Below are 16,427 nucleotides of genomic sequence, written 5' to 3'. Positions count from 1 at the left end.
TTTGTCAAAAATGTGATATTATTAAAAGAGTAACTATGTGCAAGTAGACTAATTCTCGTTGTAGTTTACGTTGTTTCGTTTTAGAAATTATAATTGATATTAACTTATGATATATAGTAATCTATTTAGCTTTAAAAGGGAGGGATATTATGTGGTGTAGAAACTGTAATCACGAAACAAATGGGGCAAAGTGTGAATTGTGTGGAAATGAAACAGAACCCGTAATCCCTACCGAGGTGTTTTGGTGCGACCATTGCAACATACCTATTATTAAGGAAGTTAACGATAGTAAGACAAAAAAATGCCCATTATGTCAAAGTGGTATAAACTATCTTTCAGCAGATATTCGTCCTGTTTTTCCAGAAGAAAGACTTCTTGTTGAAATATTATTGGATGAACCAATGAAATACCACAATCAATCTGTGTGGGCAAATAATAACCGCTATTATTTTAACGGCAAATCTAAAGTGATAACTACAAAGTATTATAAAAAGTATGATCCTGAGTATATTATTTCTGAACTAGAAAAATATAAAAAATTAAACACATATGAGTATTTCGACTGCTTTATTTCGGATTTTACTAAAGCAAATGCTCAAAGAAACTACTATATAATAGATGAAGCACATAGATTCATTCGTGAAGAAGCTTCTCACTACCCTACTGAAAGCGTAGTTGTTTCTTTTTCAGGCGGTAAGGATTCAACTGTAACAGCTGATCTTGCTGTCAAAGCTCTTAGTGAGCCGAGTTTAGTACATATTTTCGGCAATACAACGCTTGAATTTCCGACAACACTTGATTATGCTGAAAGATTTAGGGCAGATAATCCCAAAACTATTTTCAGAATTGCTTTAAATCGTGAACAGGATTTCATGAAAGTATGCGAAGATATTGGTCCACCTGCAAGAATGATGCGTTGGTGCTGCTCTATGTTTAAAACCGGACCGATAACAAGAATTCTTAATCGCTATTATAGAGATAAGAACATACTTACTTTTTATGGAATTCGCCGTTGTGAATCCGTAAGTAGAAGTAAGTATAACCGTGTCGAAGATAATGCTGAATCTGTAAAAATTCAGAAACAGAAAGTTGCCTCCCCTATCTTTTATTGGTCGGACATTGAGATATGGCTCTATATATTAAGTGAGGAAATTGATTTTAACTATGCTTATCGACTAGGCTATGATAGAGTCGGCTGCTGGTGTTGTCCTAATAATAATGATAGAGCTCAGTTCTTAACATCAATTTATATGCCAGAGCGGTATGCTCAATGGAGAAGTTTTCTAATTGAGTTCGCTAAAAAGATTGGAAAACCAGATGCAGAAGTTTACGTTGATTCAGGAAAATGGAAAGCTCGACAAGGCGGTAACGGCGTTAAGGCTGCTGAAGATGTTAAGATCAAATACACCAATTGCACCGCTGAAGATAATGCCAAAATATATAAACTTGTCAGACCTATGGATGATGAATTCCTTAATATGCTAACTCCGTTCGGAAGAGTATCAAAAGAGTTAGGGAGGAAACTATTGAACGAAGTAATTGTTCTTGATATGAAAACAAATACGCCTATAATTTCTGTTCAACCATTTAATCAAGAAGATTATGAGTATTCAGTAAAAGTCAAGACCATGAATGTAGCAAAGCATGATGACCTTCAAAGAATGATCGGTTATCAAGTTAGGAAATTTAATGCGTGTCGTAAATGCTTAAAATGTGAATCGCTGTGTAGGTTTGGTGCTATTTCAATTACAGGCGGAAGTTATCATATAAATGAAGAAAAATGTAAACGGTGCAAAATGTGTGTTACTGCTAAATATCTTGATGGCGGATGCTTAATGGATAAATACCTTAAAACTAAAGAAAACAAGGGATAGATATTATGAAATTTAGAGGTCATGAAACTTTTTCAATAAGAAAAGGTTGGTTAAATAAAGGAATAAAGAATATCGAAAAATGCCCGGGAGTATTCCTCGGGGATGCTGGTAATCCTATGGATGTTCTTGGAATTGGTGCAAACATGGTAAAATCACTTCGATACTGGATGTTAGCCACCGGAATAGCAAGTGAGCCTTTATCAGGCCATAGAGTACAGACGTTGACTGAACTTGGGAAGACTATCTATGACAATGACCCCTATTTTGAAGAATCAGGATCTTTATGTCTCATTCATTATGAATTAGCTTGTAATGAAGAAATTGCAACATCTTGGTTTGTTTTTCATAATGCTTTTGATTGTATTGAGTTTTCGGAGGATGACTTTCAGATAAGCATTAGGAAGTATGTAAGAATGAACCCTGAAAGAAATATTCCGGGTGAACGTTCCATCTCAGATGACTTTAAATGTTTAATCAACACTTACAATCATAAGCAAATTAAAGCCGTTATTGATCCAGAAGATAATATAGAAAATCCGCTTACTGAACTTGGACTTATTGAATATCTGTATAACAAGAATAACGAACGTATATACAAAAAGGTAATGATCAAAGAAGAGGTTCTTCCTGATCTTATTTCTCTTGCTATAATAATAAAGAATTCTAATGGTAATAGAGAACTGAAGATTGCTTCATTGGTAAAAGATGATAAGTGCCTTGGAAAGGCTTTTAACCTTGATATGATAAGGATCATTAATATTCTGTACAGACTTGAAAAAGCAGGATATGTTAAGGTTATTCGTACAGCGGGTCTTGATGTCGTAGAGATAACTACTGAAATGAGTTATACAGACTGCATAAAGCTGTACTATGAGAAATTAAATCAGATTTAAGTCAGGTGTGAGCAGAAATGATAAGTGATTATATTAGGGTTTCTAAAGGATTTCAATCCTCTATTAACATAGAATACGACTTTAATGATCAGAAGATAATAGATGGCTTTATTCCAACAAATGCTTGTTTAGATATAATCGACAATATATTCGATTCCGTTAAGGAAACAGCAAGTTCTAAAGCTAAGATCCTCACCGGAGCATACGGTAGAGGAAAGTCTCTTTGTGTGCTCATTGCTTTGAGTTTGCTTTTTAATGCTGATAAAAACTTGTTTAGCAGACTTCTTCCTAAAATTAAAAGGTGCAATTGTGAGCTTCATAAAAAAATAGATAACTATCTTTCATCAAACAAAAGATTGCTTCCTGTTATTATAAATGGCAACAGTGGCAAAATGTCGCAGGCATTTCTTAGTGCGTTACAGAGAGCATTGAATGTTTATAACTTTAACGATATTATGCCAGAGACCTATTTTGATTCGGCAATCAGAACTATTAATATGTGGAAAGATGAATATCCTGAAACATACACACGCTTCACCGAAAAAATAGGTATGAATGCAGAGGTGTTTATTAATAGGTTATCTGAAAATGACGCAGAAGCCTATAATACTTTTACAACACTGCATCCGCAGCTCACCTCTGGTAGTGTATTTAATCCTTTTGTAGATAGCAGTATCATAGATATTTATGATAAGGTAAATGCTGAATTGAAAAAAAAAGGATTTGCCGGTATCTTTGTGGTTTATGATGAATTTGGCAAATACCTTGAATCGAATATTACTACAGCTTCAGAAAGCGAAACTAAAATGCTTCAGGATTTCGCTGAAAAGTGTTGCCGTGAGTCGTCACAGCAGCTTTATCTCATGTTGATTTGTCATAAAGACATTTCAAACTATATAGATATGAATCTTTCACAAGATAAAGTTGATGGATGGAGAGGTATATCGGGCCGTTTTGAGCACATTAATCTTACAAACAATTTCTCTCAAATGTATGAAATAATTTCACATACAATAAAGCATAAAAAAGGATGGAACGGATTCAGAGAGAACAACGCTGCTGTTTTTGATGATTTATACAAGGCATATGATGATAATTCTCTTATCAAGGGGAAACAGGAGCTGGTAATTGATGGCTGTTATCCATTACATCCTGTTACTACTTTCATTCTTCCTCGCTTGTCTGAAAGAGTAGCTCAGAATGAACGTACTTTATTTACTTTCCTATCGTCAAGCCAGAAGAATACACTTAGTCAGTTTATTAATAGATCTAATAGAGAAGTTCCGTTTATAACTCCTGATTATCTTTATGACTATTTTGAAGATGAATTTCGCAAAGAGCTTACGACATCTGAAATATATAAGGTGTATTCTTTGTCTTCAAGAATACTTAGAAGTTTTAAATCGGATACACTTGAAGCGAAAATAATAAAAACAATAGCAGTAATTCACTTTATACAGCAGTTTGAACGCTTAACGCCTACTACTGATGTTATATGTACGATATTTGCTATTGATTACGATTCAAAGCAAGTTACCGATTGTATAAAAGAGCTTATCTCAGAGCAGTATATTCTTTACAGAAAAAGCAGTAATGGATTCCTTTGCCTTAAAGAAACCAGCGGAATCAACATTAATGATGAGATTGAAAAGCGTATCGCTTCTATAAAAAGAAACAAGAATAATCAAGAAATAATAAGTGAAGGCGTTGGAGAAAGGTATTATTACCCTACTGCATATAATGATGATAACTGTATAACACGATATTTTAAAGTTAAATTTGTTGATATAGAGACATATATTGCAGATATTAAAGAACAAGTGCCGAGTGAAACCACTGGCATAATATATGCTGTTTTTCCAACTGATAATATTGAATTTAATGAGTTCAGTTCCGAAGTTCAAAAATATCTGTCTGAGAATCAAAGACATATTACAATCATTCCGTCAGCTCAAATATCCGTTACCAAAATAATAATCAGATACTTGGCAATCAGTGAGCTTAGAAGTGAAGCAGTTGATGATCATATACTGTATGATGAATATACACTTTATTTAGATGATCATAGTGATATTGTTTCTGATTTTATTAATTCCTACTTATCTCCGGAATTGCATAGAGCCACATATTATTATAAAGGAAAAGCATTGGCGATAAGCAGAAAATCACAGTTAAGTTCTTTGCTTTCCCAAATTTGTAACGAAATATATACCAGAACTCCAATAATTAACAACGAATCACTTAACAAAGATAGATTATCAGGAGTTGCGGTAAATAGTAGGACAAAGATAATAACAGCTTTGCTTGAAAATGATAGAATTGAAGAAAACCTTGGTCTGAAAGGTACTGGACAAGATGTTTCTTTCATGAGAAGTGCCTTGCTTCAAACCGGCATCTTAAAAAAGAACGATATTGAATACTATCTGGATTTAGCACCAGAAGATGTTAATCTTAAATATGTATTGAATACTATATCAGATTTTTTTAAAAGTACAATTTCAGGTGAAAAGACGTTTTCTGAACTATACTATGATCTTACAGCACCAGAAAACAATATTGGATTAAAGAAAGGTGTTATTCCAATTTTTATAGGAATAGTTCTTCATTCAGTAAAAAAAGATCTCATTTTTAAAATGAATGGTGAAGAAATTCGTCTTACAGCTGATCTGCTAAACGCTATAAACGATAAACCATATCTTTATTCTGTTCAAATGGAAGATTGGGATGACAATAAAACTCAGTATCTTACTCAATTAAAAACACTTTTTGCGGATCATGTTGAGGAAAGTGAAAGAGCATCAAATAGTTTTGCATTCATCTTAAATGCTATAAACAGATGGTATCTTACTCTTCCTAAATGCTCAAGAGATATGCAGTGCTATTATTCTAATGGTAAAAAAATACCTAAGACTGTTTCTGCATTTCCTAAATCATTAAAGAAACCAAATATTAATTCAAGAGACTATCTGCTAGCAGAACTGCCTGCTATATTTAATCAAGAAATCGGTTCTGCACTTGCCAAGAAAATAAAGGAAGCCAAATCCATTTTTGATGGAGGAAAAGCAGATCTTACCAAATACGTAATAATCACAATAAAGAATACTTTTGGAAACAATGATACGGCTTCGTTACAGTCGATATTGAATGAATGGTATGAAAAATTAGATGAAACAACAATACAACATCTTTTTGACAATAATGAAAACTCAATACTTAATCTTATAGAATCTGTTAATAGCGATGAAAAAACATTTGCCGAACGAATAGGAAAAGCTTTGACTGGATTGAAACTTAACGATTGGAATAACAGTACTGCTGCTGAGTTTCAGAATAGTCTGCAAACTTTCAAAGAGACTATTGAGCGATATAATACAGAGGAACATGATTACAGCAATAGCTCTGCAAGCAGATTTAAGATGACTTTCGTCGGTGAAGATGGCAAGGAGATCGAGCGCAGTTTTGATAAGGTAGAATATAGTTCTAGAGCTAATCTTCTTTATGAAGATATCACAGCTGCTATTGATGAGATGGGACAGTCTATTTCCGAAAACGAAAAGAGACAGATACTAATCGATATATTGAAAAAAATGTGCTTATAGTAAACAGGAAGTGAGTTAATGGATCGTATAGCATATTTTGACAACGCAGCGACAACATTTCCAAAGCCTGAGTGTGTATACCAGGCTATGGATGAGTTTGCCAGAAGTTGCGGTGTCAGTTTGGGAAGAGGACAACACAAGTTATCATCAAAAGCAAGTCATATTGCAGATGAAACTCGAGAGCTTCTTTTAAGCCTTTTCCATTGTACTAACAAAAAAGTTGTATTTACTAATACTGCAACAGAAGCATTAAACATAATATTAAAAGGTATAAAGATCCCAGTAAATGCTAATGTTTACATTACTCCGTTTGAACATAATGCAGTTACAAGAACGCTTCATTATCTCAACAAGTTTACATCGTTCAATATAATAGAACTGAGTGCTAATAAAACAACATACGAATTACAAATTGAAGATATTGATAGACAGTTTAAAGATAAAAAACCGTTCTGTGTTATTGCAAGCCATGTCAGCAATGTCTTTGGAGCGGTATGTTCTATTGAAAAACTCTTCTTAACTTCAAAAAAATACGGCGCAATTAACATTGCTGATTTATGTCAAAGCTCAGGATTAATAGATCTTAATCTGAGCAGCACTATATTTGATTATGCTGTTTTTGCTGGTCATAAAACTTTATACGGTCCGCTTGGGATTTCAGGATTTATCACTGATTTTCCCAATGACCTTGAACCGATTATCATAGGGGGGACCGGAATAGAATCTGCTAATCAGGATATGCCTTCTGAAATACCAATACGCTATGAAGCTGGAAGTCATAATACAACTGCAATTGCCGGATTGCACGCTTCAATAGAGTGGATGCTTAAAGCAGGAGTTAATGCAATCTATGAGCAAGAGATGCGTAATCATAAACGACTATTAGATATTCTCGGCTCTTATGAAAATATTACAGTTTATAATCCTAAACTCTCGGTGGGAGTAGTTTCATGTTCATTTGATAATTATGCTCCTGATGAGATCGGACAAGTATTAAGTAATATGAATATAGCTTTTAGAAGCGGATTACACTGTGCTCCCCTTGCACATAAATTTAATGGAACATTTCCAAGTGGAACAGTAAGATTTAGTGTTGGTTACTTTAACACTGATGAAGATTTCGATATGCTTGATGATGCCCTATCTTATATAGAAGAAAATAGCTGAATTGAGGTGTAAAAAATGCCATTAAGTGAACTTAAAATAGAAACAGAATATCGTTCATTACTCACGGATATATCAGGTGAATTCTTAATTCCAGCATTACGTGAAGCAGTTCAGTATGATCGTGCAGTTGGCTTTTTTTCATCAACTATTCTTTCAAATACTTCATATGGGATAGAAGGGCTCGTGAAGAATGGTGGAAAAATTCGCCTAGTTGCGTCACCATATCTGACTGATGATGACATAGCAGCGATAAAAGCCGGATACAAACAGTGTGATGATGTAATAAAATCAGTTCTGAACAAAGAGATGAAAGAACCTGAAAATGAGTTCGAGCAGGAAAGACTAAACTTACTTGCTAATCTTATCAAAGATGGTTTTCTAGATATAAAAATTGCTTTTTGTGATAATGATCGTCAGGTTGGAATGTATCATGAAAAACTTGGATTAATAACAGATTCTTGTGGAAATACGATTGCTTTTTCTGGCTCTATGAATGAAACGAATACAGCAATAAACGTAAACTATGAAGCAATCGATGTTTTTCGTTCTTGGACAAATGAATTTGAAAATGAGCGTGTAAATAAAAAGAGAAATGCTTTTACCGCCATTTGGAATGATTCAGAACCAGGTATCGAAGTTATTTCTTTCCCGGAATTAAATGAAGTAATAATCGAAAAATACAAAAAGAGCGATATAGATTATAATACATTTGAAACAGAATTTCCTCCAGTACCAACGATTCTTAAAAAGCGCAAGACTCATTCGGAATTACCTTGCAGACCTGATAAGCCACCTTTTTATGATTATCAAGAAGAAGCTATTGATACATGGGCTTCTCATGGTTTTCAAGGCATATTCGATATGGCAACAGGTACTGGAAAAACAATAACAGCTCTTGGATCAATCGTTAGGATTAGTGATGAATTTCACGGGAAACTCGCTGTAATAATTGTATGCCCATATCAACATCTTGTTGAACAGTGGGTCGAAGATCTTGAAAAATTCAATATTAGTCCCATCATAGGATATAGTGAATCGACTCAGAAAAACTGGAAAAACAGACTTGAATCAGCTATAAGGAATCAAAAGCTAAATGTTCGTGGCAAGGACTTCTTTTGTTTTATCTGTACAAATGCCACCTATTCCTCGGAGTACGTTCAAAACACCATTTCTAAAATAAGAGGAAAATGTTTATTTGTTGTTGATGAAGCACATAATTTCGGTGCAAGATACTTGAGCGAGCTGTTGAATGGCAATTTTCAGTATCGCCTTGCATTATCTGCAACGCTCGATCGATATGGAGATCCTACAGGCACAAAGAAGTTGTATGATTACTTTGGAGATAAATGCATATCATACGATCTCGGAAGAGCAATTAAGGAGAAGAAACTTACAAGGTATAAGTATTATCCCATTATCGTTAGCCTTAATGACGATGAACTTAATAAGTACTCAAACATATCCAAATCAATGCAAAAGTGCCTTGTAAAAGCTAAAGATGGTACATATAAGCTAAACGAAAAAGGCAAGAAACTTGCCATGGCTCGCTCAAGAATTGTAGCTGCTGCCGAAAGCAAACTGCAGGCATTGCTTAAGGAAATCGGACTATATAAAGATAAGTATAATATTCTCGTCTATTGTGGTTCGGCTTCACTTCCAGATTATACACGAGACAAACTTGAAGTGTATGAAGAAGAAACTCGTCAAATAGACGCAGTTACTGATATGCTTGGCAATAAATTGGGAATGAGAGTATCACAGTTTACTTCTAAGGAAAACGTTGAAAAACGTGAACTTCTTAAAAGTGAATTTGCAAGCGGTGACAATCTTCAGGCATTAATTGCAATAAAGTGTTTGGATGAAGGTGTTAATATACCAAGTATAAAAACGGCTTTTATTCTTGCAAGTACTACAAATCCAAAAGAATACATTCAAAGGCGTGGACGTGTTCTACGTTTGGCTGAAGGTAAAGAATATGCTGAAATTTACGATTTTATCACCCTTCCTAAGCCTCTTGGTTCATCGATATATATGACTGATGAAAGCAAGAATTTAACAATTACTATGGTCAAAAACGAGCTTGCACGTGCATTTGAATTTGCAAGACTTGCTGACAATTATGTGGAAAGCAATGCAATACTTGATGATATCAGAGAAGAATATGGTATAGAAGAAGAGGATTACTCATTTGTAGAGGAGTTCGATTATTATGAATGATACGGGATATAACACTTTAGATGAGAAAAAGATAAAAACGATAGTTTATCGTATAATAACATCAGAGGCAAAGAATAACAAGTCTAAGGAATTGTCTGACAGTCAAATGGCAGATAAGATCATTAAGATCATACAGGAGGAAGTAGAATGTATTTCAAGCAAATAACACTACAGAATTTCAGACAGTTCAAAGAAAAAACGACTGTAACTTTTTCAACTGATCATGTAAAGAATGTAACTATCATTATGGGCGATAATGGTACAGGCAAAACTTCATTTGCTCAAGCATTTACATGGTGCCTGTATGGAAGAACAGATTTTAAGGATCAGGATATTTTCTCAAAATCAAAGAAGGCAGAAATGACAAATACTGATACAGCAGAAACATTTGTTGAATTAGTATTTGTTCACGGAGATATTGAGTATACCCTGAAGCGTTCTTTAGTTTATAAAAAGGATCTACTCGGAGACATAATCAAACCACGTTTCTCAGAATGTATTCTAACTTATAAAAAAGAAGATGGGCAGACTGAGACTATTAAATCAGAGAATAAACTAAATAAAACTATTGATGGCATCCTTCCCAGAGAGCTTTCAAGATATTTTCTTTTTGACGGTGAACGTGTTGAAAAAATGAGTGCTGAAATACAATCTGGTAAAAGTGATGAATTTGCAGAAGCAGTTCGACGGATCCTCGGACTTGATAGTTATCTCAATGCGCTTATTCATATAAAGAGTGACCCAAAGAAAGATAAAGGCAGGATGAGAAGCGATACTGTTCTTGGTAAGTATAATAAACAGTATTCCGATTCAGGAAATGAAAGTGTATCAAGGTTGACCGAAGAGATATCTGCTTTGGAAATTGAGATGCAGGGATTGAACAATCGTAAAGATGAGCTGGAAACTGCTAAACCAATTATTCAGCAAGAATATGATAAACTTACTGAGCAAATCGTAAAAAACAAAGAAGGCGAAGAGATTGCCAAAAAGAAAGCAGAGGCAGAAAGAAAAATAGAACGACTCAGTCAAATTGTTGATAATTCTGCAAAGGACATTTTCTCGCATTTGAGTAAAGATGGAGTAAATTATTTTTCTCAGCATCTAATCGCAAGGGCAATAAAAATGCTTGCTGAAACAGATGTGGTCGATAAAGGCGTTCCGTCTATTGACGATAAAACAATAGACTACATTTTCAAGCATCATAGATGTATCTGTGGTACAGAAATAAAGGATGGTTCACCCGAAGAAAAAGAGCTGAATCTCCTGCTCAACTACATTCCGCCAAAATCTTTTGGTAATATGATCGGTTCATATATAACGGAAGGAAGAGCAAGAATTACTGGAACATCTGACCTTTATGAGTATGTTGCTAACAAGCTGCGTAGTGATACGGAAAATATTGAAACGATAGATGATTTAAGGTTAGATATTGAAAACTATGATGCGCAGTTAGATAATGTTAAGGATATTGAACAGCTCCGATTAAAGCAGCGTACTATTAAAATAAAGCAAGATAACGATGAGCAGGAAATCAGGAAAATCATTACTCGGATCAATGAAATTGAAAGTGAAATCAAGATCAAAGATTCCAGAAGAAAAGAGCTTTCTTTACAGGATGAAACAAACAAAAAAATAGCTATATACCGCTCGTATGCTGAGGCTGCATATGATTACATAGAAAAGGAATATTCATCCTATGAAAAAGGCGTTCGTGAATATCTTGAAGAGTGTATCAACAGGATATTCTTAAACATATACTCGGAAGGTCTATCGCTTAATATAGACTCCAAGTACAATGTTAAGATAAGGGTAAACGATGTACAAAACCTTCAGGATGAAGTGGAAACCTCAACTTCTCAGAGTATATCTGTTGTTTTTGCTTTTATCACCGGAGTTATTGAAACTGCAAAAAAATATGAGCAGGATAAGAAAGAGAAGAAACTCACAACTGAGCCTTATCCCCTTGTTATGGATGCTCCATTATCTGCATTTGATAAAAAACGAATTAAAACAGTATGTGATACTATTCCTGAAATTTGTGAACAGGTCATCATATTTATAAAAGATACAGATGGCGAAATTGCTCACGAACATCTTTCCGGAAAAATAGGAAGCAGCTATTTATTCAGGAAGGTTACATCTGTTGAAACTGAGATCAAGGAGGCTTTTGATGTTTGATAAACAGTTTAATTTTAAGGGCAGACACGCTGCAAGAGCAAGAGCGTTATCTTCATCCTACAATGAAGCTGGTGATCAGATTTTCGCAAGAAGTTATGATGTCTACCTTGTAGCACCAATTATAGGCTTCTCATACCAGCGAGCTGAACCTCTTGACAGATCTTTTGATGAGGAAAGAGCTGTATTTGGTGATATTCTTATGAAAAACAACGCTGATATTATGTTCGTGTTTAGAACTATAATGTTATTGGATGAAAAAAGTCAGCCAGATGTTTCAGAGAGAATTAAAAAAGCTTTGGGAAACAACTTTTCTAAAGAAGATGAAGAGTTATTTTATAGTTATATGCGTGGCGGAGTAGATATTCTTTATGAAAAGATAATTGATAACTCAACTCTTCCTTCTGATTTTGTGACTAATCTGTATGATTTCCTTGATGAAATTAATGCAAGAGAGGGTTCAGTTGATGTGGATGCTATAAAAGAATATTGCAGCAAGTTTGAATAATAGTTTTCAAGAATAAGCGAGGTTATTGAGGAGGGTAACGTGGATAATTATGATAGAATAATAGAAAAGATAGTAGCTTTCAAGGAAGCCAACAACGGTATTTCTGATTCCGATATTTCTAGAATACTGATTGAAGAATCCGTTCCATTGATCCTCATTGATGATATTCTTGAAGCAATTGAATTGCGACTATCCAACAGTCAGGACAATAAAGAAATTAATCAAATCACAAAACAAAAGCACGACAGTAGAATATCTGATAGAGTTAAACAGTATAATTCTCAGCAATTAGAACTTGCAAATATGCCAGGAAACCTAGTTAAAGATTGTTTTATCTCCGATTTAAGCAAAGCAAGGATACAAACTACTTATATGCCTGTTACTGTATTAGCATTTCTAAGATCCACAAACGAAAAAGGTGTTGCTGATCTTGATTCTATTGCTGACTATTTTATAATGTTTTACAGCAAAAGGAAAGAAGCAGGGCTTGATGTTGAACGAAGCGACAGCATATTCGCTAAATCGACACCTACTAAAAAGGATGTTAAAACGTTGATTCTTTTTAATCCATTAGGCAGATCATGTTTGATTAAATACTTTGTTGTTGATAAGGATAGCGGAACGATTTCTATGCTGCCTAATCTATGGGATTCATTATGTATATCAGATGCTGTAAGAATACGGACAATTGCTGATTCTATAATAAAAGAGTACTATAAAAGATTAAAAAAGTGAGGTGTAGTTTAAATGAAAATGGATAATTTTTCTTTGACTTCCATAATTGAAAAAATCAAAAGTGATGAAATACTTCTTCCGGACTTTCAACGTAGTTTTGTTTGGAAACAGGATGAAAGACAGATATCGCTGATTTGTTCTGTATTATCTAAAATGCCTATTGGAAGTATCCTCTTATTAGAGGGAGACTCTAATGAATTTGCTGTAAGAAAAATAGGAATGAAAGAAACATATACGGTCGACTCTTATCCTCGGGTTATAGACTATCTGCTTGATGGTCAACAGCGAACAACTGTTTTGGCTTGTGCCTTTTCCGACGTAATATATGAAGTTGAAGAAAAAAGCAAACAAACAATTCTTTCACCCTCGCTTAAAAGAAGATTCTTTCTTACATTTCCTAAATATGAGCAATTGACAGATGATGCTATTTATTTTGGTGCAAAAAAGCTTTCATTCCCTTATGAAGCAGATAAATTTGATAGCTACCCTGAATTCATTGCTGGCGACATAAAAGAAAGAATTGAGTTCAGGAATTATGCAAGAACAGGTAAAACAGCAGACAAGCCTTTTAACCCATACTATAAATCAAAAACAAAAGGCTTAGAATCAAAAGAGCTTATAGATTGGTGTACAAAATCCGGTAATTTATTCTATATCCCTCTTTATTTGATTACAAAGGATAAAACAACACTTGGAAAAATAATAAGTGAAATTGCCAAGGATTATAAAGAAACCATCTGTTCCTTATTCTCAGCTAACGAAACAGATGATCTTAAGGATGATTTTGCTAAAGAATTTCTTGATGATAGAAATTACACTGAATACTCGGCTGCAATTGAAACTGGAGCGGAAAGAAATGAGGAATTTGAAGAAAAAATAAACAGTCTTGCTGAAGAATGGGCTAATAACTTAAAGACATACCTCATTTCATGTCTTAATAATCTTTATCAGATAATGTCAATTATTGAAGTTAAGAAGTCTCAGCGCGAAAGAGCTATTGATATATACGAGAATCTTAACAAAGGCGGTGTAAGCCTAAGCATTTTTGATTTGGTTATCGCCAGAGCATCATTACATGAAGATAATAAGGATTTTAAAGATAAAATTCTTTCAATTATAAACAAACCACTCCTAAAAGACGATGAAATCAAAAAGTACAATTATGTTGATACGCGTTCTAATACAAAAGCGGCTTACATAAAAGAAACATATTTGAAGAACTGTAAATGTATTGAAAAAGAAGACTTTCTAAATTCAAAATACATTGATGTTTTTCTGAATATCATGTCACTATATGCAAATGCGGTTATGACGACTGAAAGTTCAAATACCGTTCCATTTGGGGCATTGTTCATTGACTTGACAAAAATCACAATGGAGAATGCCAAGAGAAAAGCAAAGTTAGATCTTGATAAGGATCAGATATATGACTGTTTTGAACTTAGCTGTAATGGTATTGACAGAGCTTTATATTTCTTGAAAAACAGATGCGGAGTTAAGGCAATAAATGATATTCCATATAATCATGTGTTATCAATTATATCATTTTTGTTTATGAACGACGAGTTCTTTAACGATAATAAAATTCACGAATTAATAGAGGCTTGGTATTGGGCAATCATGTTTTCTGGAGAATTTGATAAGGATCAGAATTCCCAGTTTATCGCTCATCTTCATAGATTACTTGAAGGTTTGAATGATTATCGTAATTCCAGTATTGTCAATTGGATTTCTTCTATTCAAGAACGTGTTTTTGAAAACGTTGGATTTTCAGACATGGACAAGTTACTTATCAAGGATGGAGAACCGCCGAAAGGATCTGTTAAAAACGCTATTTTACAGTACTATCTGTCTTGCTATTATCCTAATTTTTCTGCTAGGGATAAAGACAGTTCTTACAGTGTAACAATAAGTGCGTATACAGATGATGTTTATAATTCAGATGAGAATAAAAAGAAATACAAACTTCAGGTTCACCACATAATCCCGTTAAATTCAATGGCAGAGTATAAAGACAATAAGATGCGAACTGATACAAAATTTTATGGTAATTCTCCATTAAATCTACTTTACATTGTCGCCGAAGATAACAATAGCATATCTGATGATGATGTTTCTTTATATCTGAAAAAAATAGATACCTCAGTCAAGACCCAGCTGAATTTATATGTGGGAGAAGATGAGGAAGAAAATAATCAAATAAAAGAAGCCTTAAAATATGATGATGCAAAGAAGAGATCTAAAGAGAATGTGATGAAACTCCTTGAAATCCGGTATTGTTTACTGAAAAGAGCAGTAAAAAGAGAAATTACATCTCTTTTAAAGTTCGATCCATTAAACTAAGTGATGGTGTAATGTACAGCACAAAGCCCTCAGAACAACTCTGAGAGCCTTGTTATATTTATGGATAACGGAACGAATGCCGTCACCGAAAGCTACTATTGGTTTTGTCAATATCACTTGACACATTTTATCCGAACAAGAATTATGCAGCGAGAAAGATATGATCATAGTAGAGCTTTCTTCGAACTGCCGGAGGCAACCCACCGTTGGCGGTGCAGATTCTTCTGTTGACCCAGTAACTCATATAATATCTCCAGATCATAGTCTTCAACTCTTTCATAGTGTAGTTCTCCAGCTTGTCCTCACGGCTGTAGAACAGCTCTTCTTACATTCTTGCCCACATACTTTCACAGCGTGCATTATCATGACATCTTCCGCCTGCACTGTTCATGCTTTGAATGATTCCATATTTCTTTACAGCAGCATCCCGGCATCCTTTCTCTGCTGCAATGCAAGATACATACGCTCTCTGCCGTAGCAGTCATTATATTGGTCTTCTTCGTGGATCTTCATCATTTCATCTGCAAGCACCTGATACTTCCAGGGGGCGTTTTTATGACTGAGATGATCGTAAAATGCTTGTCTTGTAACCTCCAAAGCCTTGCAGTAAAAACTGATCCTTCCTGTGATCCTACCGTCATCAGTCTTTTTGGAAATGAACTTTAACCGTTCTTCTTTCCTGACTTCCGACGGTTCGCGGCGAAAAAAGCAGATGCTTCCTCCAGAAATTCATTAAGCTCTTCAAGCTCACGGTTTTTCTTTTCAAGCTCTTTGATCCGTTTGTTTGCTGCCTGAAGCTGCTGTGCTATAGTAAGTGACTCTCCCGGTGTACGTGAGCCTGCACCTGTGTCTATTTCTCCGATCCGTGCCTTTTGCACCCACGTCCCAAGCGTCCCTTTGGGGATGCACAGCTCAT

12 protein-coding genes and 1 pseudogene are annotated in these 16,427 nt (G+C 34.6%); 10 read left to right on the top strand and 3 right to left on the bottom strand.

All coding sequences use genetic code 11. From position 1 onward, the window contains the following. The first annotated feature begins 149 nt into the window (after positions 1 to 149). From DW793_RS11820 to DW793_RS11780, 10 genes are read left to right on the top strand one after another with little or no spacing between them, the layout of a single operon-like run. The gene (locus DW793_RS11820; protein ID WP_118158243.1) at positions 150 to 1,874 is read left to right on the top strand and encodes a phosphoadenosine phosphosulfate reductase domain-containing protein; all 1,725 of its coding nucleotides are present in this window, start codon (positions 150 to 152) and stop codon (positions 1,872 to 1,874) included. Positions 1,875 to 1,879: 5 nt separating this feature from the next. Then, positions 1,880 to 2,767 (top strand): DUF4007 family protein, encoded by an 888-nt coding sequence (locus tag DW793_RS11815; RefSeq protein ID WP_118158242.1) that lies wholly within the window; start codon positions 1,880 to 1,882, stop codon positions 2,765 to 2,767. A gap of 17 nt (positions 2,768 to 2,784) precedes the next feature. After that, complete coding sequence (locus DW793_RS11810) at positions 2,785 to 6,366, top strand: hypothetical protein (RefSeq protein ID WP_118158241.1); 3,582 nt, start codon at positions 2,785 to 2,787, stop codon at positions 6,364 to 6,366. 18 nt (positions 6,367 to 6,384) lie between these two features. After that, complete coding sequence (locus DW793_RS11805) at positions 6,385 to 7,533, top strand: aminotransferase class V-fold PLP-dependent enzyme (RefSeq protein ID WP_118158240.1); 1,149 nt, start codon at positions 6,385 to 6,387, stop codon at positions 7,531 to 7,533. A 15-nt stretch (positions 7,534 to 7,548) separates the two neighbouring features. Then, on the top strand, positions 7,549 to 9,750 hold the full coding sequence (locus DW793_RS11800; RefSeq protein ID WP_118158239.1) for a DEAD/DEAH box helicase family protein: 2,202 nt from the start codon (positions 7,549 to 7,551) through the stop codon (positions 9,748 to 9,750). Continuing rightward, positions 9,743 to 9,916, top strand: coding sequence for a hypothetical protein (locus DW793_RS14745; protein ID WP_002852377.1), 174 nt, complete (start codon positions 9,743 to 9,745; stop codon positions 9,914 to 9,916). Before DW793_RS11800 ends, DW793_RS14745 begins: the two co-directional genes overlap by 8 nt. Then, positions 9,898 to 11,928 (top strand): AAA family ATPase, encoded by a 2,031-nt coding sequence (locus DW793_RS11795; protein ID WP_118158238.1) that lies wholly within the window; start codon positions 9,898 to 9,900, stop codon positions 11,926 to 11,928. Before DW793_RS14745 ends, DW793_RS11795 begins: the two co-directional genes overlap by 19 nt. Next, a complete protein-coding gene (locus tag DW793_RS11790) occupies positions 11,921 to 12,433 on the top strand; it encodes a hypothetical protein (RefSeq protein ID WP_118158237.1) in 513 nt (170 codons plus the stop codon). The genes DW793_RS11795 and DW793_RS11790 overlap by 8 nt, the downstream gene beginning before the upstream one ends. A gap of 39 nt (positions 12,434 to 12,472) precedes the next feature. Beyond that, the gene (locus DW793_RS11785) at positions 12,473 to 13,168 is read left to right on the top strand and encodes a hypothetical protein (RefSeq protein ID WP_118158236.1); all 696 of its coding nucleotides are present in this window, start codon (positions 12,473 to 12,475) and stop codon (positions 13,166 to 13,168) included. Positions 13,169 to 13,180: 12 nt separating this feature from the next. Then, positions 13,181 to 15,511: a DUF262 domain-containing protein gene (locus DW793_RS11780; RefSeq protein WP_118158235.1), complete on the top strand. Its 2,331-nt coding sequence runs from the start codon at positions 13,181 to 13,183 to the stop codon at positions 15,509 to 15,511. Positions 15,512 to 15,653: 142 nt separating this feature from the next. Here the strand turns inward: DW793_RS11780 and DW793_RS15995 are convergent, their stop codons facing one another. The 3 genes and pseudogenes from DW793_RS15995 to DW793_RS14740 form a co-directional block, all read right to left on the bottom strand. Continuing rightward, a complete protein-coding gene (locus tag DW793_RS15995; protein ID WP_390624683.1) occupies positions 15,654 to 15,791 on the bottom strand; it encodes a hypothetical protein in 138 nt (45 codons plus the stop codon). A gap of 134 nt (positions 15,792 to 15,925) precedes the next feature. Then, complete coding sequence (locus DW793_RS15990; RefSeq protein ID WP_051706330.1) at positions 15,926 to 16,108, bottom strand: hypothetical protein; 183 nt, start codon at positions 16,106 to 16,108, stop codon at positions 15,926 to 15,928. A gap of 65 nt (positions 16,109 to 16,173) precedes the next feature. Beyond that, positions 16,174 to 16,427 (bottom strand): annotated as a pseudogene (locus DW793_RS14740) (hypothetical protein); the annotation flags it as partial.

The organism is Ruminococcus sp. AM31-15AC (genome assembly GCF_003462045.1).
In the GTDB taxonomy this organism is placed as follows: Bacteria; Bacillota; Clostridia; order Oscillospirales; family Ruminococcaceae; genus Hominimerdicola; species Hominimerdicola aceti.
The sequence above is the reverse complement of the archived record's forward strand: the minus strand, read 5'-3'. Positions and strand labels throughout refer to the sequence as shown.

Coding starts and splice junctions, on each gene's coding strand:
- DW793_RS11795 (WP_118158238.1), top strand. CDS start 9,898: ATGTATTTCAAGCAAATAACACTACAGAATTTCAGACAGTTCAAAGAA.
- DW793_RS15995 (WP_390624683.1), bottom strand. CDS start 15,791: ATGAAAGAGTTGAAGACTATGATCTGGAGATATTATATGAGTTACTGG.
- DW793_RS11805 (WP_118158240.1), top strand. CDS start 6,385: ATGGATCGTATAGCATATTTTGACAACGCAGCGACAACATTTCCAAAG.
- DW793_RS11820 (WP_118158243.1), top strand. CDS start 150: ATGTGGTGTAGAAACTGTAATCACGAAACAAATGGGGCAAAGTGTGAA.
- DW793_RS14745 (WP_002852377.1), top strand. CDS start 9,743: ATGAATGATACGGGATATAACACTTTAGATGAGAAAAAGATAAAAACG.
- DW793_RS11800 (WP_118158239.1), top strand. CDS start 7,549: ATGCCATTAAGTGAACTTAAAATAGAAACAGAATATCGTTCATTACTC.
- DW793_RS11810 (WP_118158241.1), top strand. CDS start 2,785: ATGATAAGTGATTATATTAGGGTTTCTAAAGGATTTCAATCCTCTATT.
- DW793_RS11790 (WP_118158237.1), top strand. CDS start 11,921: ATGTTTGATAAACAGTTTAATTTTAAGGGCAGACACGCTGCAAGAGCA.
- DW793_RS11780 (WP_118158235.1), top strand. CDS start 13,181: ATGAAAATGGATAATTTTTCTTTGACTTCCATAATTGAAAAAATCAAA.
- DW793_RS11815 (WP_118158242.1), top strand. CDS start 1,880: ATGAAATTTAGAGGTCATGAAACTTTTTCAATAAGAAAAGGTTGGTTA.